Source organism: Streptococcus sp. KHUD_015 (assembly GCF_051106265.1).
In the GTDB taxonomy this organism is placed as follows: domain Bacteria; phylum Bacillota; class Bacilli; order Lactobacillales; family Streptococcaceae; genus Streptococcus.
Window position 1 is genome coordinate 1,993,835 of the sequence record NZ_CP193665.1, and the last position, 21,240, is coordinate 2,015,074.

Consider the following 21,240-nt stretch of genomic DNA (forward strand, 5'->3'; position numbering starts at 1 on the left):
TTACTTATCTTTCATCAAATCTAGCAAACGATCTTCCATGAGTTTGGCAACGTGCTGGTCTCGACAAATGACCAATAAGGTATTGGCACCAGCAACTGTTCCTAAAATCCATTCATCCTTGTTTGCATCTACAATATTTGCCAAAACAGAGGCTTCTCCCAATTTGGTATGAAGCACCAAGGTAAACTCTGCTCTTGCAACACCTTCTAAATGATGAGACAAAAATTCCACCAAATCAATCTTTTCTGTCTCATTTGCTAGTACATAATACACCATATCATTTTTCTTGACCTTGGTCAAGCCGATTTCGCGCAAATCACGAGACAGGGTTGTCTGCGTCACAAAAACATTGTGCGCCTCCAACCGGTCTTGAATTTCTTTTTGTGTACTTAATTTCTCCTCAGTAATCATTTTTTTTATTAACTGATGACGATCTCTTTTTCTCATAAAATCCTCTTATGTGAATATTTATAACTAATTTTATAACTATATTATACCAAAAAAATAGGAGATTTCAAAAATTTTTTCTTCTTTCTTTAAAATTGTGATAAAATAGTAGAAAAGTCCAAAAAGGAGCTCTTAATGAATACAAAAGAATTGATTGCTAGCGAGTTGGCTAGCATCATTGATAGCCTGGACCAAGAGGCTATTTTAAATTTACTGGAAACCCCTAAAAACTCAGAAATGGGAGACATTGCTTTCCCTGCTTTTTCACTTGCAAAAGTCGAACGTAAAGCACCTCAAATGATTGCGGCTGAACTAGCTGAAAAGATTAACAGCCAAGCCTTTGAAAAGGTTGTTGCAACGGGACCTTACGTTAACTTTTTCCTTGATAAATCTGCCATTTCTGCTCAAGTATTACAAGCTGTTATCACTGAAAAAGAACACTATGCTGACCAACATATTGGTAAACAAGAAAATGTTGTGATCGACATGTCTAGTCCCAATATCGCTAAACCATTTTCTATTGGTCACCTACGCTCAACTGTTATCGGAGATAGCTTGTCACATATTTTCCAAAAAATCGGTTATCAAACGGTCAAGGTCAATCATTTAGGAGACTGGGGTAAGCAGTTTGGGATGCTGATTGTTGCCTACAAAAAATGGGGTGACGAAGAAGCTGTAAAAGCTCATCCAATTGATGAACTCCTTAAACTCTACGTCCGCATCAATGCTGAGGCTGAAAATGACCCTAGCTTGGATGAAGAAGCGCGCGAATGGTTCCGTAAACTTGAAAATGGAGATGAGGAAGCTCTCGCTCTTTGGCAATGGTTCCGTGATGAAAGTTTGGTGGAATTTAACCGTCTTTACAATGAATTGCAAGTTGAATTTGACAGCTACAATGGAGAAGCTTTCTACAACGATAAGATGGATGCAGTTGTAGACATTCTTTCTGAAAAAGGGCTTCTTATTGAATCAGAAGGTGCCCAAGTTGTCAACCTTGAGAAATATGGAATTGAACATCCAGCCCTCATCAAGAAATCTGATGGTGCAACTCTCTACATCACACGTGACTTGGCTGCAGCCCTTTACCGTAAAAACGAATACCAATTTGCTAAATCCATCTACGTTGTTGGTCAAGAGCAATCTGCCCACTTTAAACAGCTCAAAGCTGTCTTGCAAGAGATGGGCTACGATTGGAGTGACGACATTACTCACGTTCCTTTTGGTTTAGTTACAAAAGAAGGGAAAAAACTCTCTACTCGTAAAGGGAATGTCATCTTGCTAGAACCTACTGTTGCAGAGGCCGTTAGTCGTGCCAAAGCCCAAATCGAGGCTAAAAATCCTGAACTAGAAAACAAAGACCAGGTAGCGCATGCTGTTGGGGTTGGAGCCATTAAGTTCTATGACCTCAAAACCGACCGTACAAATGGATACGACTTCGACCTAGAGGCCATGGTATCCTTCGAGGGTGAAACTGGACCTTACGTTCAATATGCCTACGCTCGTATCCAATCTATCTTGCGCAAAGCCGATTTCAAACCAAATACGGCTGGCAACTACAGCCTGAATGATGCTGAAAGCTGGGAAATCATTAAAATACTCCAAGACTTCCCACGTATTATCAATCGTGCAGCAGATAATTTTGAACCTTCTATCATTGCTAAATTTGCAATTAGCCTGGCTCAAGCTTTTAACAAATACTATGCACATACGCGTATCTTGGATGAAAGCCCAGAACGCGACAGCCGTCTAGCCCTCAGCTACGCAACTGCAGTCGTTCTCAAAGAGGCCCTTCGCTTGCTTGGAGTAGAAGCGCCAGAGAAGATGTAAATCGTTACAAGAGACTGGAACTAAAGTTCCTAGTCTCTTGACGGCAATCGCTATATGGCGAATTGCCTAAACGCTTCACTAATTCACCAAACCAAATAATATCGATTTGGTTTGGTTCATGTCGTAATCTTAAAGTTATTGGAACTAAAGTTCCTAATTGTTAGACGCTAGCCGCTTATCTGCGGACTAGCTAACTGCTTCACTAATTCAATCTACTCACTACTACTTCTTTACCATACAGGGAGATATCCTATGAGCCAATATGCTTATGTCCTCGTTGTGATTAGTTTGGTTTTCCTTTTTCTGCTCAATAAGTACGAGAAGGAGAGACTGCAAAAACTCTACCAAGAACAACTGTTAAAGGATGAAACATTTAGGACTGACATCAAAGAGAAAATTCAAACGACTGAAAATATCAATGATGTCATTGCATATATCAATAAAACTTATCATCTGGGAATGTTGCTATCAAAAGACATTACAGATCAATTGAAATAAACCGAGCTATTCTTTAAGGAATATCAAAACCGAGACTAAGAGTTTAATACTGAGTCTCGGTTTTTGTGTATTTTTCAAGTAACAAAGCCACCACTCCCCAACAATGCAAGTGCAAAATCCTCTAGAATATGATAGAATAATGGAAAGGACTCTATCAAGGAGGAAATCATGGAAAAACAAACCATCGCCATCTTGGGGCCTGGTTCTTGGGGAACTGCCCTTTCACAAGTCTTAAATGACAATGGACACGAGGTACGTATTTGGGGAAATCTTCCCGAGCAAATCAATGAAATTAATACCTATCATACTAATAAACACTACTTTAAAGATGTCGTTCTAGATGAAAATATCATTGCCTACACTGACTTAGCAGAGGCACTGAAAGATGTAGATGCGATTTTGTTTGTTGTCCCAACAAAAGTAACACGACTTGTCGCCCAACAAGTTGCACAAACCTTGGATCATAAGGCTATCATCATGCACGCATCAAAGGGATTAGAACCTGATAGCCATAAACGATTATCAACTATCCTTGAAGAAGAAATTCCTGAGCATCTCCGTAGTGATATCGTCGTTGTATCAGGGCCTAGTCATGCAGAAGAGACCATTGTGCGTGACCTGACTTTAATCACTGCTGCTTCTAAAGATTTACAAACAGCTCAATACGTTCAGAAGCTCTTTAGTAATCACTATTTCCGACTTTATACCAATACGGATGTTATTGGAGTCGAAACTGCCGGTGCTCTTAAAAATATTATCGCTGTCGGTGCTGGAGCCTTACATGGTTTAGGATTTGGTGACAACGCTAAGGCAGCCATCATCGCTCGAGGATTGGCAGAAATTACCCGCTTAGGGGTAGCACTCGGGGCCAGTCCATTGACCTATAGTGGCTTGTCTGGTGTGGGAGATTTGATCGTAACGGGAACCTCCATCCACTCTCGTAACTGGAGAGCCGGAGATGCTCTTGGTCGTGGAGAATCCCTAGCCGATATCGAAGCCAATATGGGCATGGTAATTGAAGGAATCTCAACGACTCGAGCAGCCTATGAACTAGCGCAAGAACTTGGAGTCTATATGCCAATTACACAGGCCATTTACCAAGTTATTTACCACGGAACCAATATCAAAGATGCCATTTATGACATCATGAACAATGAATTTAAAGCAGAAAATGAGTGGTCTTAACCCTCTAAAGAAAGGATTTTTATGACATCAAAAGTTAGAAAGGCAGTCATCCCTGCCGCTGGACTCGGGACTCGATTTTTACCAGCAACCAAAGCACTTGCTAAAGAAATGTTGCCAATTGTGGACAAACCAACTATCCAATTTATCGTCGAAGAAGCTCTTAAATCAGGTATTGAAGATATTCTGGTTGTCACTGGTAAATCAAAACGTTCTATTGAAGACCACTTTGACTCAAACTTTGAGCTTGAATACAACCTCAAAGAAAAAGGCAAACATGACTTGCTAAAATTAGTAGACGAAACAACTGGCATTCGCCTTCACTTTATCCGTCAAAGCCATCCTCGTGGTCTTGGCGATGCTGTCTTACAAGCAAAAGCTTTTGTAGGGAATGAGCCCTTCGTTGTCATGCTTGGTGACGACCTAATGGATATCACAGATGACCACGCTGTACCTTTGACAAAACAATTGATGAATGATTACGAGTCGACTCACGCATCAACAATTGCTGTTATGCCTGTCCCTCATGAAGAAGTTTCAGCATATGGAGTTATCGCGCCTCAAGGCGAAGGGATTAATGGTCTCTACAGTGTCGAAACTTTCGTTGAAAAACCAGCTCCAGAAGATGCTCCAAGTGATCTAGCTATTATTGGTCGCTATCTTCTCACACCTGAGATTTTTGATATCTTAGAAAATCAAGCTCCCGGTGCTGGAAATGAAATCCAACTTACCGACGCTATTGATACGCTTAATAAAACACAACGTGTTTTCGCCCGTGAATTTACAGGAGCTCGTTACGACGTTGGGGATAAGTTTGGCTTTATGAAAACATCTATTGACTATGCCCTCAAGCACCCACAAGTCAAAGATGACTTGAAAGATTACATCATCCAACTGGGAAAAGAATTGGCTGAGAAGGAATAAAACTCTTCGAAAATCTCTTCAAACCACGTCAGCGTCGCCTTACCGTAGGTATGGTTACTGACTTCGTCAGTTCGATCTACAACCTCAAAGCAGTGCTTTGAGCAATCTGCGGCTAGTTTCCTAGTTTGCTCTTTGATTTTCATTGAGTATAAAACAAAAAAGATAAGGTACAAAAAATGCCTTATCTTTTTTCATTACACAAATTTTCTTTCAACTTCGTCACATTCCCATTCCCTTGTAGAAAAACAAAACTGCGAGTCCTACGAACAACACTACTGCTACCAGTCTCTGACTAGCGCTATACATCCGTCTTTCTCCTCGAACTGGAAAGATAACTGCTAGAAATGCTCCACCAACTGCTCCCCCGATATGGCCTGCTAGGCTGATTCCTGGAATCAGAACACTTCCAATAATGTTAATCACAAAAAGCGTCAGATAAGATTGCCCTAGCTGTTGGATATAAGGATTACGCGTTGCATAGCGAAGAACAATAATTGCAGCAAATAGCCCATAGAGAGAAGTCGAGGCTCCTGCTGCTAATGATTTGGGGCTAAATACAAAAACAAAGAGATTCCCCATCATTCCTGATAAGAGATAGAGAAAGAAAAACTTCTTGGATCCGAAAATTTCCTCTACTTGCCTACCAAGATAATAGAGCGAAAGCATATTAACAATGAAATGCTCCCACCCAATATGAACAAAAATGGCAGAAAAGAGACGCCAAATCTGCTCAGGAAAGAGGCGAATGGCAGGTCCGTACATGGCTCCAAATCGAAATAGGGTATCTGCCCTGTCAAAGTTTCCACCTGTGGTCACCAACATTAGTAGAAATACCAAGGCTGTCACTAAGAGGAAGAAACTCGTCACAGGGTAACGCCTATCAAAGATTTCTTTCATCAATCAGTACCTCCTGAACAGGAATATCATGATTTTCAGGCATGAATTGCTGAACTTGACAAAGATATATCGTACTCAAAGTATGACCAGAAAAATGTTCTAGATAGCGATCATAATAACCTCCACCGTATCCAATCCGATATCCTTCCGTCGTAAAAGCTAACCCTGGAACATGAACCAAATCAATCTGAGATGCAGCCACAACTTCCAAATCTCCCTGTGGTTCCAGTAAGCCAAAGGAAGTTTTGACCAGTTGTTGCGGATGATAGACCACAAAGTCCATGCGCCCCTTGGTATAGGTTTTAGGTATCAGAACCTTCTTGCCATCCTTCAGCGCCTGGTCAATCAGTTCCTGAGTTTGAAACTCATGAGGAAAAGAGAGATAGGTTGCGATGACCTTGGCTTCTTGGTAAGAGGGGTGTTTCAAAAATTGATCCGTTAAAGCTAGATCCATAGTAACTTTTTGAGTTCGAGGGATAGCCTTCATTTCGTGCAAGACTTGCTTGCGTAATTCCGATTTCATAGACAAAACCTCTACTCTGCTGCCTTCTTTTTCAGGAAACTAGAGACCGCATCCACCCCAATAGCTAAAGCCTCTTCCTTGGGACTCATTTGAGGGTGATGAAGAGCGTAGGGACTATCGATACCTAGCCAAAACATAACACCATCAACCTTTGAAAGGAGATAACCAAAGTCCTCACCAGTCATAGCAGGTTCGATATCAATCAACTCGATTCCGTCTTTTTCTTCAAAGAAATTCATCAGTTCACGCGCCAAGGCTGGATTGTTCTCAACAGGCAAGTAGCCCCCTTGTTTGAGTTCTACTTCGGCTTCCATATCAAAGGCTGCCGCAACACCTTCTGCAACTGTTTTGACCCTCTTTTGCACCAAGAGACTCATGTTCTGTGTCAATGCCCGAATAGTTCCATGTAAAAAGGCTGTGTCTGTTATAACATTGTTGGTTGTTCCAGCTTGGAAAAGACCAAAGGTCACCACCGCTCCCTCGATTGGGTTGACATTGCGGCTGACAACTGACTGCACCTGGGTCACAAAGTAACTAGCCGCCACCAAAGCGTCATTGGCTTCATGCGGAAAGGCTGCGTGGCCACCTTTGCCTTTGAAACGGATCTTCACCTCGCAAGTTCCTGCAAAGAGTGTATGAGTATTAGTCGCAATCTGGCCGACTTTCAAATCTGGTCTCACATGGAGTCCATAAAACTGGTCTGGCAACCAGTCTCCAAAAGCGCTATCCTCATACATGAGCATGCCACCAGCTTCATTTTCTTCAGCAGGCTGAAACAGAAAGAGCAGATTGTTCTTTGGTTGCTCCTCAAGGGCTCGCTCAAGACAGCCCAAGGCAATGGTCATGTGGAAATCATGTCCACAGGCGTGCATGCGACCTTGGTGGTGAGAAGCGAAAGGAAGTCCTGTTTGTTCGACGATAGGCAGGCCATCAATGTCTGTCCTCCAACCAATAGTACGCTCTGGCTGACTTCCCTGCAAATAAACCAAAATCCCTGTCCGCCAAGTTCGAACTTGGACAAAATCCTTGCCCGCAGTCAATTTTTCAATTACATCCAGCAGATAAGCCTGAGTCTTGAACTCCTCCAAGCCAATCTCTGGAATCTGGTGCAAATCTCGTCTAGTCTGAATCAAATCTAACATCTATCTATCCTCCGATATAGCAGAAAGAGGCTGGAAGAAGGGTTCCGCCTCTTTATTACTTTTACAATTATAAGGTACGAAGCGCATCCTCTAGCGCTGTTTTTTGTTGGGTTTGGGCATCAATCTCTTTGATGATACGAGCTGGAACACCTGCTACCACCACGTTTTCTGGGACATCTTGGGTAACAATAGCTCCTGCTGCGACAACTGAACCGCTACCGATTTGGACCCCTTCGATAACCACTGCATTGGCACCGATGAGAACATTATCTCCAACACGGACTGGTTCTGCGCTAGCTGGCTCAATCACACCTGCAAGAACGGCACCTGCACCAACGTGGCTGTTTTTCCCCACGATAGCACGGCCACCAAGGATAGCACCCATGTCAATCATGGTTCCTGCACCAATTTCAGCACCGATATTGATAACCGCTCCCATCATGATAACAGCATTGTCACCAATTTCAACCTGATCACGGATAATAGCACCCGGCTCAATACGAGCATTGATAGCACGTTTATCTAGCAAAGGAACTGCAGAATTACGAGCGTCTTGCTCAACAACATAGTCTTGATTTTCTACCAAACCATCGAGAAGCGGAGCCACGTCCTTCCAATCTCCGAATAGGACATTACCTAGTTTAACAACAGAGCTTGGTACAGCAGTTGCGAGTTGTCCCTCAAAAGTTACTTTCACACTGGTTTTCTTTTCAGCATTGGCGATAAATTGGATAATTTCTTGTGCGTTCATTTTTGTAGCAGTCATAGGCGCCTCCTAGTTCATTTTAATGATACCTATTCTACCAAAAAAGGCCTCAAATTTGAAGCCTTTTTGTTTGTTTTTAGGTATGATTTTTAGGGATGTGAGATAAAACGTGCTGTCGGTAAAAGCAAGCCCCTACCGATACAACCTAAAAACACTCTTCACAACTATCTCCCCGTGTTTTATTGACTATTCTAGTATAGCACACTTTTAGAATTAAGAAAAGACTTTTTATTTACTTTCTTTCGCTTCTTCTATCGATAAGAAAATCATAGGCAAAATAATCAAGGCCATAGCTAGAAGAAGGGACCAATCCACTACCAATCCTAAGAACAAAACACTCAAGAGAGCAGAAGAGAGAGGTTCACTGGCACTGATAACGGAAACCACCAAAGGAGAAACCAAGGACACAGCCTTCATGGAAATAAAAAAAGCAAAAGCCGTTCCAAAGAAAGCGATAATGAGGCAAATCAAGATACTCCAAATATCAAGAGTAAAGGAAAGCTGATAAATCGGAGAGAGGACATTGCTAAATAAACCGGCCAAAATCATCCCCCACCCAACCGTGGGTACAAAACCATAGCGCTTCGCAAAAGGCTGAGGCAAGATAACATTAAACATGACCCCCATGGCACTCAGCAAACCCGTCACAAGTGCTAGCGGTGTCATGGATAACTGAGAGAGATCCCCCTTTGTCGCCATCAGGCAAACACCCAGCATGGCAATCAAAACATAGAAAATAGCGCTTTTTGACGCTCGTTTTTTATAAACCAAGCGATTGTAAAAGAGGATAAAGACAGGACTGATAAACTGTAAAATAGTCGCTGTAGCAGCATTAGAAAATTCTACACAGAGATAGAAAAAATACTGGACTGAGAAAATTCCCAAAATAGCATAGGCCAAAAAGGGAAGGTAATTTTTCTTATCTCGCCAAATATCTAACACTTGCGATTTTAATTGCATTGCTGACCAAATGAGCACAAGACTCCCTGCCAGTGTCAAACGCATAGAGGTAATCCAGCCCGAAGACACCTGGTAATGAGTAAAGAAGTACTCTCCTAAAATCCCACAGATTCCCCATATCAAGCCGGATAGGAGCGAATAAATGGTTCCTTTAACAATCTTTTTCTGATACTGATTCATACCTTTATTGTAACACGAAAGGACAAAAGAAAAAAGTGGCAATCCATTGATTTGCCACTTCATTTAGCACAGTTCATAGAACTTATCGTCTCGTCCTTGAAGAAGAAGGTCGTGTAGCGCTAGAGCTACTACTTGAACTGCTGGAGCTTGATGGAGTTGGTAGACTCCCCATAATGCTAGACCAAGCATTCTGATAATCCGCATCACTTCCACCAATAGCAAAGCGATAACTGGTCGCTGGCGCTCCTGCCTTATTAGCCCAATAGCTGGTAACAGTCGAACCTGTGACCTCTACCTCTTTCCCTTCAACAGAAACTTTACCTGGTTTCTGGCCTGTTGATTTCAAGACTTCTGATTTTACTACACTAGGATCTAAAGCAAAGCGCTCGTTCCCCCAAATGCTTGGGGAGGCTTGCTGAATCGCATTTACCAGATGAGCCATGTAATTAGAGTTATTGGAATAACCTGCTCTACGTGACAATGAATGATTATCATCATGCCCAATCCAGCCACCTAGGGTTAATCTAGGTGTCGAAAGCATGAGCCACATATTTTCGTCTTGGTTGGTTGTACCAGTCTTCCCAATCCAATCTGCATTAGCCAGAGTAGGATTTAAAGAAGTCAGGTTCGTCTTGAAGGTTGTTGTCACACGAGAGGATAGAACTTCTCGCAACAAGCCCTGCATAATTGTCGCAGTAGCTTTTGAATAGACTTGAACCGGTTTATCCTGATACTCATACACCACTCTACCATCTGCTGCTTCAATTTTAGAAATCACATGTTTTTTATGATATAAACCATTATTTGCTAGAGTCTGATAGCCATTAGTATGCTGGGCAACTGTGACTTCAATACCACCACCCATTGGCAGACTCTCAATACCGTACTCAGGAATCTCGTAGCCCATCTTTTCCATATAACCCTTGACATCAACACCCTTTTCACGGAGCATACGATAGGTCCAGTAAGCAGGGATATTCCATGAATAGTTCAGAGCTTCTCCCAAGGTCATCATTCCTGTTCCCTTGCTATTAGCATACATAATCGGATTGCCATTAGCAAAGTTTGTTGGATAGTTAGATAGAATCGTTTCGCTTCCCATCAAGCCCTGGTCAATAGCAATACCGTAGGCAAGCAAAGGCTTGGTAGTAGAAGCTGGCGAACGCTTGGTATCAAAGGCATGATTATTTTGATTTTCTTGATAATTACGACCGCCTACAAAGCCTAGAATAGCACCTGTTTGGTTGTCCATCAAGACATTCCCTACTTCTACACGACCTGTTCCATCGTCTAAAAGATAGCCATAATCAGCAACCGCATTTTGCATGGCAGAATGGATTTTTTGGTCTATGGTAGTAGTAATCTTATAACCACCATTTTCAATTTCCTTGGCTGCCAAATCGCGATAAAACTTCTGAGTTGCCTCATTTTTCAACTCCTTAGCGGAAACATTGTCTCTCTGAACTAGATAATCATATATACGTTCCTGAGCTTCTGCCAAGGCTGTAAAGTATAAATAGCCTCGTGACACACCTGTGACTGTAGCTGAAGGGAGAAAGTCCTGTTTAAGATCGTAATCCTTATATTGAGAATACTCGTCTTTACTTAAGGCACCTGTACGATACATACTGTAAAGAACTGCCTTAGCCCGTCTCAAGCCTATTTCTAAGTCTTCATCACTCTTCAACTCCCCAGTATTTTCATAAGGAGAATAGGTAATGGGACTCTGCGGAAGTCCTGCTAAAAATGCTGCTTGAGGAACCGTCAACTGACTGGCATCTACACCGAAAATCCCCTCGGCTGCCTGCTGAGCTCCTGCAATATTCTGCCCCTTATTATTTCGGCCAAACGGAGCCACATTGAGATAGGTCGTTAAAATCTCGTCTTTATTCATGGCGCGTTCCAAGGCAAGAGCATCTACAATCTCTGTCGCCTTACGAGCCAAGGTCGGCGCATCCCCAACCACCTGCTGTTTAATCAGTTGCTGGGTCAAGGTTGAACCCCCACTTGAGGAACCCAAACCTACAAATTTCCCCAAGGTCGCACGAATCACCGCCTTGGGCACTACACCCTTATGTTCTTTAAAGTGTTCGTCTTCCGTCGCAATGATAGCCTTCTTCAGATTTTCCGAAATTTGCTCAGATGAGATAGAAGTGCGCAACAAATCACTCTCTATGGAAGCAATCACCGTCCCATCCGCATAGGTAATCTCTGAAATAGAAGAGATATCCTTGACCTGATGTACCAATTCTTCTGTCTGAGGCACCCGTACCTTGTCAAATAAGGCCACTCCGTACCCCAAAGCAATCCCAGCTCCCAACATTCCTCCTAGAAAACCGAGCACAAAGAGCAAGTTAAATAAGGCTTTTATACTCAGTAAAATAGCTGGAAAAATGTCTGGCTTCTCTAAGGATTTAGATTTCTCGGTACTTGAACCTTTCTTGCCAGGTCTAGCTGATTTTTTATTTTTTTGTTTTTGCTGGAAAAATTCCAGCATTTTTCGTTTTATTTCATTTACTTGATTTTGCATGGATTTCCTCACTCTATTTATTATACCACAAAAGGTAAACTTTCAATAAAATAGCCACTTTCTTCCCTATTCTGCTAGGCTATTGCCCAAGTTTGTGATACAATAGTTAGAAACAATAATTTTAAAAAGGAGAAAAGACACATGCACATTTTTGATGAGCTAAAAGAGCGTGGTTTGATTTTTCAAACGACTGATGAAGAAGCTTTGCGTAAAGCCCTAGAAGAAGGTCAAGTTTCTTATTATACTGGCTACGATCCAACTGCTGACAGCCTTCACCTAGGCCACCTTGTCGCAATCTTGACAAGTCGTCGCTTGCAACTAGCAGGTCACAAACCTTATGCGCTCGTTGGCGGTGCTACAGGTCTCATCGGAGATCCGTCCTTCAAAGATGCTGAGCGTAGTCTCCAAACAAAAGACACAGTAGATGGCTGGGTCAAGTCTATCCAAGGACAACTTTCTCGCTTTCTTGATTTTGAAAATGGTGAAAATAAAGCTGTCATGGTCAACAACTACGACTGGTTTGGCAGCATCAGCTTCATTGACTTCCTCCGTGATATCGGAAAATACTTCACTGTCAACTACATGATGAGCAAGGAGTCTGTGAAAAAACGGATCGAAACAGGAATTTCTTACACTGAGTTTGCTTACCAAATCATGCAAGGTTACGACTTCTTCGTCCTTAACCAAGACCACAATGTGACGCTACAAATCGGTGGTTCTGACCAGTGGGGAAATATGACAGCTGGTACTGAATTGCTTCGTCGTAAGGCTGATAAAACTGGTCACGTTATCACTGTTCCATTGATCACAGATGCAACTGGTAAGAAATTTGGTAAATCAGAAGGAAACGCAGTCTGGCTCAATCCTGAAAAGACTTCCCCATATGAAATGTACCAATTCTGGATGAACGTTATGGACGCTGACGCTGTTCGCTTCTTGAAGATCTTTACTTTCTTGTCACTTGATGAGATTGAAGACATCCGTAAACAATTTGAAGTAGCTCCACATGAACGCTTGGCTCAAAAAATCCTCGCTCGTGAAGTCGTAACACTTGTTCACGGCGAAGAAGCCTACAAAGAAGCCCTCAACATCACTGAACAACTCTTTGCAGGAAACATCAAAAACCTTTCTGTCAAAGAGCTCAAACAAGGACTTCGTGGAGTGCCAAACTACCAAGTTCAATCAGATGAAAATCACAATATCGTGGAACTGCTCGTCTCATCTGGTGTGGTTAACTCAAAACGCCAAGCCCGTGAAGACGTCCAAAACGGAGCTATCTACGTCAACGGCGACCGCATCCAAGACCTTGACTATGTCTTGAGTGACGCAGATAAGTTAGAGAACGAACTGACTGTTATCCGTCGTGGTAAGAAAAAATACTTTGTATTGACTTACTAAATTGTTCAACATTTACCTATAAACAAAGGAGTTAACCTCAATAAAGGTAACTCCTTTTTGCTGTTAATAACTCTCATCTATCTATTTTTAATAGACAGGCTACGCAGTACAATACGTAAGGTTGTTAGATTATGTAAGATAGAGAGATTTGAAGGACTGAGCCAATTAAACAAGCCAAAGCCAATCAAACTACTATTTACGACAACGGTATCTTGAATATTCTTCTTGATGAGTGTTTGCAAAGATGATGATAGCCAATCCAACTCTTGGAAGAAATCCAAGCGATTATCTAACAATAAGATATCACTCATCTGCTTAGAAATATCTGCACTCTCATTCATCACCACACCGATATCTGATAGGGTTAGAGCCGCTGAGTCATTCAAGCCATCTCCAACCATCAAAATAGTGTGACCTGCTTTCTGCAGTTCCTCTACTAACTCAAATTTCCCATCAGGTTTCAAGTCTGTATAGACCTGATCAAAGGGCAAATCTTTGACTAATTCCTTTGTCCTAACCAAGGTGTCCCCTGTTGCCAGAATCAATTTTTTCCCTTGTGCCTTCAGTTTCTCCAAGGCTGCCTTAGCTTCTTTTCTCAAAGGAGTATGAATGCAGAACATTCCAATCAATTCATTCTGATAAGCCAAGAATAAGAGATTGTAGTGACTCTTGTACTCTTCAATTAAAGCATTTTGTTCTGAACTGATATGAATTTGCTCATCCTGCATCAAAACATAATTCCCAATAAGAACTGGTTGACCATCTATATGAGATTTGATCCCCTTGCTTGCGATATATTGGAGTTTCCCATGCATTTCCTCATGTTCAATTCCCTCTATCTCAGCTTGCTTGACGATGGCATTAGCAATAGGATGATAAATGTGTTCCTCAAGACAGGCACTGATTCTGAGAATATCTTCCTCACTATAGTCCCCAAAAGGTAACACCTTTTCAACTATCGGATAGCTAGTTGTGATTGTCCCCGTCTTATCAAATAAGAAGGTATCAACTTCCAGATATTTCTCCAGAACATCTCCATCCTTAATCACCATTTCACGGTTCAACCCCTCCTTGATAGCTGCCAAATAAGCTACCGGAGTAGAAATTTTCAAAGCGCAGGAGAAATCGACTAATAGGAAAGAAATAGCCTTAGAAAAAGAACCTGTCAATAGGTAAGTTAGCCCAGCCCCCAAGAAATTATATTTGACGACCTTGTCCGCCATTTTGATGAAATAGCGTTGTTTCGTTTTCTTGTTTTCTTCAGATTTCTTCATCAACTCAATCAGTTGTAAAATCCGGCTGTTCATCTGATTATCGGTTACACGAATGCGTAACTCTCCAGTTTCTAATACTGTATTTGCACAAACCAAATCAGATTCTCTTTTTTCAACTGGAAAACTCTCTCCCGTCAAGGAACTTTCGTTGACCATACCTAAACCTGAAACTACTTGTCCATCAAACAGAATTTCATTTCCTTGAGATAGGACCAAGACATCTCCTATTTGAACATCGGAACTCTTGATACTAACAACCGTATCGCCCTGTACTAGGAATACATCGCTCTCTTTTGCAAGAAGACTCTGTTCTAAATCCGTTGCAGTTTTTTTCAAGGACCATTGATCTAAATGATTCCCCAAATCAAGCATAAACATGATATTACTTGCCGTCTTGGATTGGTTCATAAACAAGGACAATAAAATCGCCGAACAGTCCAAGACCTCCATCGTTAGTTCCTTACGCGCTAGTGTTTGATAGGCTTCTCTGATATAACCCAAAGCCTGATAACAAGTCCATATATAGCGAATAGGATACGGCACAAAACTACGAAAAAGCACACGCTTAATCGCTGCACCTGAAACAATAGAATAAGCACTCTCTTCTCTACGAATGGGAAGAGTCATCAACTCAGAAACTTTCCCTTTATCAATTCTTTTTAAAAAGGCTTCTGCATTATCTAATACAGAAAAGCCTTCTTTTATGCGTAGAGTAAAGTGCTGTTGATCCATGTAAAACTGGATAGACTCAATCCCCTTTTCATCTCTCGCCAAGGAACGAAGATAGTCTTGAATATCCAAGGTGAGTGAAAAAGAAGATGATAGTCGGATATGTTGGTATCCTTTATGTAGCACTTTAAAAGACATATTATTCCCCTATAAGGCTATCTAATTGCTCTTCTTTTTTCTCTTGCTCGTACAAATATTTGGCATCTTGCAAGACATCATCTCCATGTTGCTTCACAACAGAAACAGATGCATCTAGCTCGTCTTTTAACTTATAAGCCTTAGCCAAAGCTTTAGAATAACCTTTTTTAGCTTCCTTACTTGCTAAGATTTTCAAGCCAAGGGTACCAAATGCGACACCACCCAAAAAGAGTGATGATTTTTTCGCAACTTTTGCGACGCTTAATACTTCTTTTAACATACTTATTTCCTCCTTATCATTATTATATAGCAATTTAGATATAAAAGCAATTTCATTTCATAAGTTGGAGAATTAGTTTTATTTCTACTAAATCTCCCATCTACTTATTCCTAAAGTTGCTTTCATTTGCCTCTTTTGATACACTTAAACTATGAATACAAATCTCAAACCCAAACTTCAACGTTTTGCTTCTGCTACTGCCTTTGCCTGTCCTATCTGCCAAGAAAAGCTGACTCTGGTTGAGAGCAGTCTCAAATGTAGCAATCGCCATTCTTTTGACCTGGCGAAATTCGGCTATGTCAATCTAGCTCCTCAAATCAAGCAATCTACCAACTACGATAAGGAAAATTTTCAAAACCGCCAACAAATCCTAGAGGCTGGATTTTATCAGGCTATCTTAGAGGCTGTATCTGACTTGCTAGCCAGTTCAGAAACTAGCACCACAGTCTTAGATATCGGCTGTGGCGAAGGATTCTATTCTCGCAAACTCCAAGAAAGTCATCCTGACAAAACCTTTTATGCCTTTGATATTTCCAAAGATTCCGTCCAAATCGCTGCCAAGAGCGAACCCAACTGGGCAGTCAATTGGTTCGTTGGTGACTTAGCTCGTCTTCCTATAAAAGACGCCAGCATGGATATCCTGCTTGATATCTTCTCACCTGCCAACTATGGAGAATTTCATCGCGTTTTATCCAAAGACGGTATCTTGATAAAGGTTATTCCAACTAAAAATCACCTCAAGGAGATCCGTCAGAAGGTACAAGACCAGCTGACAAACAAGGACTATTCCAACCAAGATATCAAAAATCATTTCCAAGAACACTTTACCATCCTATCTAGCCAAACTGCCTCTCTGACTAAGACTATTACAGCAGATCAGCTTCAAGCCCTACTCAGCATGACGCCCCTACTCTTTCACATCGACCAGACTAAGATTGACTGGAGCCAACTGACAGAGATTACTATTGAGGCTGAGATTCTAGTTGGGAAAGTACTATAATTGACACAAAAAACCGCATTTCAAAAAGATATGCGGTTTTAAATTTCAATTTTTAAACTATCTATCCCAAAAGTCTAAAACATTTAAAGTTTTTAGCTTCTCCATTTATTTTCGATTCGAAATAAAAAACTTATCAATAAATAGCAAGTGAAATAAGGCAAGTGTAATTCCCGATAAGCACCCATGATAAGAGATTTCTTGATGGGTAAGGGGGTAAAGATTACTATTACCCGCCAAGAGGCATGTTAAAATAACAAATAAAATCCAAAATAAATCCGTCCATTTATATTTTGAAAAATATTTTTTCCACATAAGAACACCTTCTTTCCTATAATCATATTATAACACTTTATGTAAGCGAATACAAGAAATTTAAGGTAGTTTTTAAGTAGATTTCGAAGCTGAAAGACAATAAAACCAGCATTTTAAGCGCTGGTTTATTGTTTTAAACTAGGTTTCTTACAAAGCTTACTAACACTAAGCTTTAAAAAAACTCAGTTTTTGAAGTTGATTAATTGTTAATTTTCCAAACTGTACTCTTTTTTTATTTTTTAAACCCCAATAACTAAGGGCAAGTAATGCTACAACCCAAGCAAAAGTGACCCCCAAACTGTCAAAATTCAACTTGAAATCTGGTTTATTAAAGAAATCTACATAAACTCCTAAGAAAGTTGTGTCCATAAATTTCTTGATCTCTGAGCTAACTTGAGAAAACATCGGCAAGAATGAGAGACCAAGCATTGGAATCAAACCATAAACCTGAGCCTGAGTTTGTGTCTCTGAAATAGCTCCAATCACTAAATTTAAGAGGATTGTACATAATGCTACCAGAGAAGCTACTACAAGGTATACAGGATAATCTTTTGCGAAATCCACTTCAACCATAATAGGGAAGGAAATAACTGAAGCCAAGGCAAAGATTACAGGATAAAACAACACGGAAACAAGATATTCTCCACGGCGAACTCCGCTTAAAATGAGTGTTTTAAAAATTCTTTTTTCTTTTTCCTCTGCAATAGAGTTTGAAATCATTGACCCAGAAGAAAATGAGAATGCCATTGTTAAAGAACTAAACAATAGTGTTTTCCCTTGAGTGCCATCTGTATTCATAAAATTTTGGAAGAGTAGAACCATAAAGAATGGGAATACTACCTGTACCAAAGTGTTTTTGTTTGTTAATAATACTTGTGTCCTCAACCAGATAAGGGCTAAAATTCTCTTAAACATCTAATTTTTCTCCTGTCAATTTAATAAAAATATCTTCTAAAGTTGGTTCACATGAGTGAATCGTCATCATTTTTTTATAATCTTCTTGCTGCAAGTCTTCAAAGCGCACCACCTTTTTAGTAGAATCACTATAGGTTACTGCAACATTCTTTTCCGTGTTGTATTTTTGGATAATTTCGCCTGGGCTTCCTTGTTCAATAAGATCACCTTTATTCAAAAGAGCTAGGTTATCACATAATAAAGTCGCCTCATTCATATCATGAGTAGTTAAGAAAATGGTTGTTCCTCTTTCCTTTAACTCCTGTAGTAATTTGTGAATCTTCTTTGAGGTGGTGGGATCTAACCCACTTGTAGGTTCATCTAAAAATAGAACTTTAGGGTAATTGATTAAAGCACGAGCTAAAAGCATTCGTTGACGCATTCCTGTAGAAAGCTTCTCAGCTGGAGTGTCTTTACTATCATACAGACCAACTTGTTTTAGAATTTCTTCAATTCGAGATTTTGAAACTCCGTATAGTCTTGCAAATAGCAACAAGTTATTGTACAAACTTAATTTTTCGTAATAACCACTTGTGTCACCTACTAAGCCTAACTCTTCAAAATCTGACGGAAGTAATTTTTGAGAATCTTTCCCTAATAATTCTGTCTTTCCGCTGTTAGCCTGTAGCTGTCCTGTCAGAATATTGATCATTGTTGTTTTCCCTGAACCAGATGGACCTAGGAATCCAAAAATTTCTCCTTCGTTTATTGAAAAACTAATTTGATTTAAAGCAATATTATCTCCAAATCGCTTTGTAACTCTTTCTACCTTAATCATTGTATTACCTCTTTCTAATTTTAATTTCTATTTTAGAAGCTTCACTCACTCCCATCGGTTATGTCAACAACTCTAATTCTAGGCTTTAAGTTGGAGTCCATTTTGATTTCTCTCATTTCATTTGGAAGCAAGAGAACTAATTTTAGCAACTTCTCATCAAGTGTTACTTTACATAAGCGTCTGCTATCGAGACTATTTTTGATAATCAGATAGTCCTTCTTGACAAACTTTTCATCCATATAATAGTCAATTGTTTTTGCCATAGTCTCCTCCCGCCTGCTAATCTACATCCCGTTAAATAGAAATGTTTCTAGCACTGCGCTCTTCTTAACTTATTTACAATAACAGTATATCCCTTATGAGAGTAAAAAAACAGGACATTTATGTCCACTGACATTTATGTCCTGTTTTTAAATTGAAATTATGGAAAATCCTTATTTTTTTCTTCTATCACTCTATCCCTAAATGATTTATCATTTAATAATTCCGATCCGTTTATTGCTTTATTATAGTAGTCCAAAGCAAGATCTTTATTCTGATTAGTATGAATATAATATTTGGCTTCAAAAAAATCTACTGTAGGTAGTAAAGCAAAATCTTGGACTTCATCTATTATTTCTCGTACAGCACTTAGCGTTTGAGGCATTAAATCATAATATTCAATATTAAAGTGATATAAAACAATTGATACAATAACCCTTTGAATCAAATGAATATAGATGACATCAGAGAAATTATTTTGCCCTAAGATGTTAGAATAGATATTTTCAAATACATCATCAATTGGCTTGGCATTCAAAGTGCACTTTAAAAAATATAGGTGTAAAATCAGTAAGTCATTGGTGTCATAATTTGTTTTTAAAAGTAACTGCTCAAAGTATTCCTCGATCAAACCTTCTCCAAAATCAGAGTTTTCAGAAACATACACATCATCAATAGCTTGTAAAACTTCAACTGCTACTTGCTCATCTTCAGGAAGTTGGTCATAAAAACGTTCCTGAATTTCTTCAAAGATATCCTCGCGTTGACGGATTTTTTCTTCATCTCCATGAATAGATTGACGAATCAATTTCGTTTTTAGTTTTAAATACTCTTTAGGAACAATTAACAATCCCTCGTCAATTAACTGAGATATGGGAACTCCCAATACTTTGGCTATATAGTCTAGTTTCGCTAAACTGGGCAAATTATTTCCAGTTTCAATTCGGCCCAACTGACGAACAGTAAGTTCTTTTTCATCTCCACAAAAGGCTTCCCTACTCAATCCCTTTTCAGTTCGTAAGGTACGAATTCGTTTCCCTATTTCTAAATTTTTCATCTCATTCCTCTATAAATAGACTTTTGCACACGGCAAATAAAAGTAGTTATGACTATTTGTTATCAACTATTACCTCAAATATATTAAATTCTTACTAACAAAACTCCCCATATTGCCTATCAGCATCCCTTCATAATGAACAAAGAGTTTTTTTACATATCAGGAAACTCTTCTTTCATCTCCTCTATCACTCGATTTTTGAAATTCATATCATTAAAAAATTCTGCTCCACTGATAGCTTTTTCATAGTATTGCAGGGCTTTTTCTTTATCTTTTTCCCCGTATAGGTAATATTTGGCTTCAAGGTAGTCTACCGTTGGTTTTAAGTTTGAATCTTGAATTTCCATCATAATTTCTCTTAGAAAACTAAAAATGACAGAGATATCTTCGTAGTATTCGTTCCTCAATTGATACAACAGTATTGCAATTAATACTCTTTGTAACAGATGCATGTAAGTATTATTTGAACAGTCAATTATAGTCACGATGTTATTTCTTACTTTTTTTAAAACGTCATCGTTTCGTTTAAAACTAATAGCATTTGATAAAAAATATAAATATAAGATCAATAAATCATTTACAGAATACTCCGTTTGTAGCAAAGTTTGATTGAAATATTCCTCAATCAAGCCCTCTCCAAATTCAACATTTTCAGAAACATATACATCATCAATGGCTTGTAGAACCTCAACTGCTACTTGTTCATCCTCAGGGAGTTGATCATAAAAATGTTCCTGAATATCTTCAAAGATAGCCTCACGCTGACGGACTTTTTCTTCATCTCCATGAATAGATTGACGAATCAATTTCGTTTTTAGTTTTAAATACTCTTTAGGAACAATTAGCGAGCCCTCGTCGATTAACTGAGACATCGGAATTCCTAGCACTCCAGCTATATAATCTAGTTTCGCTAAACTGGGTAAGTTATTTCCTGTTTCAATTCGACCCAACTGACGAACAGTAAGTTCTTTTTCATCTCCACAAAAGACTTCTCTACTCAGTCCTTTTTCAGTCCGTAAAGTACGAATCCGTTTCCCTATTTCTAAATTACTCATAATGCGCCTCTTCAAATTCTAATTTGACATTCAAATAATTACTTGTATACGTTTCCATTTTAACACACTTTCCTACAATTTTCAGAAAAATAATTATAACGAATAGTTTTAAGCAACTATCTTATATA

General features: G+C 39.6%; 21 protein-coding genes. 6 read left to right on the forward strand and 15 right to left on the reverse strand.

Annotated features, from left to right (window positions below; translation table 11 throughout):
- Positions 1 to 447, reverse strand: a complete 447-nt coding sequence (argR, locus tag ACORHU_RS09505; protein ID WP_001231476.1) for an arginine repressor — start codon at positions 445 to 447, stop codon at positions 1 to 3.
- A 135-nt stretch (positions 448 to 582) separates the two neighbouring features.
- Here argR and argS point away from each other — a divergent pair, with 135 nt between their 5' ends.
- From argS to galU, 4 genes are all read left to right on the forward strand, one after another.
- Positions 583 to 2,274 carry an arginine--tRNA ligase gene (gene argS, locus ACORHU_RS09510; protein ID WP_434364437.1) on the forward strand — a complete coding sequence of 564 codons (1,692 nt, stop codon included), beginning with the start codon at positions 583 to 585 and terminating at the stop codon, positions 2,272 to 2,274.
- Positions 2,275 to 2,526: 252 nt separating this feature from the next.
- Positions 2,527 to 2,772, forward strand: coding sequence for a MarR family transcriptional regulator (locus ACORHU_RS09515; protein ID WP_434364438.1), 246 nt, complete (start codon positions 2,527 to 2,529; stop codon positions 2,770 to 2,772).
- Positions 2,773 to 2,940: 168 nt separating this feature from the next.
- Complete coding sequence (locus ACORHU_RS09520; protein ID WP_434364439.1) at positions 2,941 to 3,957, forward strand: NAD(P)H-dependent glycerol-3-phosphate dehydrogenase; 1,017 nt, start codon at positions 2,941 to 2,943, stop codon at positions 3,955 to 3,957.
- Between the two features lie 21 nt (positions 3,958 to 3,978).
- Positions 3,979 to 4,878, forward strand: coding sequence for a UTP--glucose-1-phosphate uridylyltransferase GalU (gene galU / locus ACORHU_RS09525; protein WP_434364440.1), 900 nt, complete (start codon positions 3,979 to 3,981; stop codon positions 4,876 to 4,878).
- Positions 4,879 to 5,097: 219 nt separating this feature from the next.
- Here the strand turns inward: galU and ACORHU_RS09530 are convergent, their stop codons facing one another.
- The 6 genes from ACORHU_RS09530 to pbp1b all read right to left on the reverse strand — a co-directional run bounded on the left by ACORHU_RS09530 (position 5,098) and on the right by pbp1b (position 11,876).
- Complete coding sequence (locus ACORHU_RS09530) at positions 5,098 to 5,775, reverse strand: rhomboid family intramembrane serine protease (RefSeq protein ID WP_434364441.1); 678 nt, start codon at positions 5,773 to 5,775, stop codon at positions 5,098 to 5,100.
- Entirely contained in the window at positions 5,759 to 6,298 is a 540-nt protein-coding gene (locus ACORHU_RS09535; RefSeq protein ID WP_434364442.1) for a 5-formyltetrahydrofolate cyclo-ligase, read from the reverse strand. The genes ACORHU_RS09530 and ACORHU_RS09535 overlap by 17 nt, the downstream gene beginning before the upstream one ends.
- 11 nt (positions 6,299 to 6,309) lie before the next feature.
- Complete coding sequence (locus ACORHU_RS09540) at positions 6,310 to 7,440, reverse strand: N-acetyldiaminopimelate deacetylase (protein ID WP_434364443.1); 1,131 nt, start codon at positions 7,438 to 7,440, stop codon at positions 6,310 to 6,312.
- 67 nt (positions 7,441 to 7,507) lie between these two features.
- Positions 7,508 to 8,206, reverse strand: a complete 699-nt coding sequence (gene dapD, locus ACORHU_RS09545) for a 2,3,4,5-tetrahydropyridine-2,6-dicarboxylate N-acetyltransferase (protein WP_000127460.1) — start codon at positions 8,204 to 8,206, stop codon at positions 7,508 to 7,510.
- Positions 8,207 to 8,434: 228 nt separating this feature from the next.
- Positions 8,435 to 9,346, reverse strand: a complete 912-nt coding sequence (locus ACORHU_RS09550; RefSeq protein ID WP_434364444.1) for a DMT family transporter — start codon at positions 9,344 to 9,346, stop codon at positions 8,435 to 8,437.
- Positions 9,347 to 9,428: 82 nt separating this feature from the next.
- Positions 9,429 to 11,876: a penicillin-binding protein PBP1B gene (pbp1b, locus tag ACORHU_RS09555; RefSeq protein ID WP_434364445.1), complete on the reverse strand. Its 2,448-nt coding sequence runs from the start codon at positions 11,874 to 11,876 to the stop codon at positions 9,429 to 9,431.
- 141 nt (positions 11,877 to 12,017) lie between these two features.
- Here pbp1b and tyrS point away from each other — a divergent pair, with 141 nt between their 5' ends.
- Positions 12,018 to 13,274 carry a tyrosine--tRNA ligase gene (tyrS, locus tag ACORHU_RS09560; RefSeq protein ID WP_434364446.1) on the forward strand — a complete coding sequence of 419 codons (1,257 nt, stop codon included), beginning with the start codon at positions 12,018 to 12,020 and terminating at the stop codon, positions 13,272 to 13,274.
- 77 nt (positions 13,275 to 13,351) lie between these two features.
- Here tyrS and ACORHU_RS09565 read toward each other — a convergent pair whose 3' ends face one another.
- Positions 13,352 to 15,415 carry a heavy metal translocating P-type ATPase gene (locus tag ACORHU_RS09565; protein ID WP_434364447.1) on the reverse strand — a complete coding sequence of 688 codons (2,064 nt, stop codon included), beginning with the start codon at positions 15,413 to 15,415 and terminating at the stop codon, positions 13,352 to 13,354.
- 1 nt (position 15,416) lies between these two features.
- Entirely contained in the window at positions 15,417 to 15,695 is a 279-nt protein-coding gene (locus ACORHU_RS09570) for a DUF6110 family protein (RefSeq protein ID WP_000910903.1), read from the reverse strand.
- A 151-nt stretch (positions 15,696 to 15,846) separates the two neighbouring features.
- Here ACORHU_RS09570 and ACORHU_RS09575 point away from each other — a divergent pair, with 151 nt between their 5' ends.
- The gene (locus ACORHU_RS09575; RefSeq protein ID WP_265476794.1) at positions 15,847 to 16,695 is read left to right on the forward strand and encodes a putative RNA methyltransferase; all 849 of its coding nucleotides are present in this window, start codon (positions 15,847 to 15,849) and stop codon (positions 16,693 to 16,695) included.
- A gap of 105 nt (positions 16,696 to 16,800) precedes the next feature.
- Here ACORHU_RS09575 and ACORHU_RS09580 read toward each other — a convergent pair whose 3' ends face one another.
- From ACORHU_RS09580 to ACORHU_RS09605, 6 genes are all read right to left on the reverse strand, one after another.
- Positions 16,801 to 17,007, reverse strand: coding sequence for a hypothetical protein (locus ACORHU_RS09580; protein WP_000265676.1), 207 nt, complete (start codon positions 17,005 to 17,007; stop codon positions 16,801 to 16,803).
- A gap of 165 nt (positions 17,008 to 17,172) precedes the next feature.
- Positions 17,173 to 17,922 (reverse strand): ABC transporter permease, encoded by a 750-nt coding sequence (locus tag ACORHU_RS09585; protein ID WP_434364448.1) that lies wholly within the window; start codon positions 17,920 to 17,922, stop codon positions 17,173 to 17,175.
- Positions 17,915 to 18,739 carry an ABC transporter ATP-binding protein gene (locus ACORHU_RS09590; protein WP_033679543.1) on the reverse strand — a complete coding sequence of 275 codons (825 nt, stop codon included), beginning with the start codon at positions 18,737 to 18,739 and terminating at the stop codon, positions 17,915 to 17,917. The genes ACORHU_RS09585 and ACORHU_RS09590 overlap by 8 nt, the downstream gene beginning before the upstream one ends.
- A gap of 41 nt (positions 18,740 to 18,780) precedes the next feature.
- Positions 18,781 to 19,002, reverse strand: a complete 222-nt coding sequence (locus ACORHU_RS09595; protein ID WP_061759704.1) for a hypothetical protein — start codon at positions 19,000 to 19,002, stop codon at positions 18,781 to 18,783.
- A gap of 158 nt (positions 19,003 to 19,160) precedes the next feature.
- A complete protein-coding gene (locus tag ACORHU_RS09600; protein WP_434364449.1) occupies positions 19,161 to 20,057 on the reverse strand; it encodes a helix-turn-helix domain-containing protein in 897 nt (298 codons plus the stop codon).
- A 152-nt stretch (positions 20,058 to 20,209) separates the two neighbouring features.
- Complete coding sequence (locus ACORHU_RS09605) at positions 20,210 to 21,112, reverse strand: helix-turn-helix domain-containing protein (protein ID WP_434364450.1); 903 nt, start codon at positions 21,110 to 21,112, stop codon at positions 20,210 to 20,212.
- Between the last annotated feature and the right edge of the window lie 128 nt (positions 21,113 to 21,240).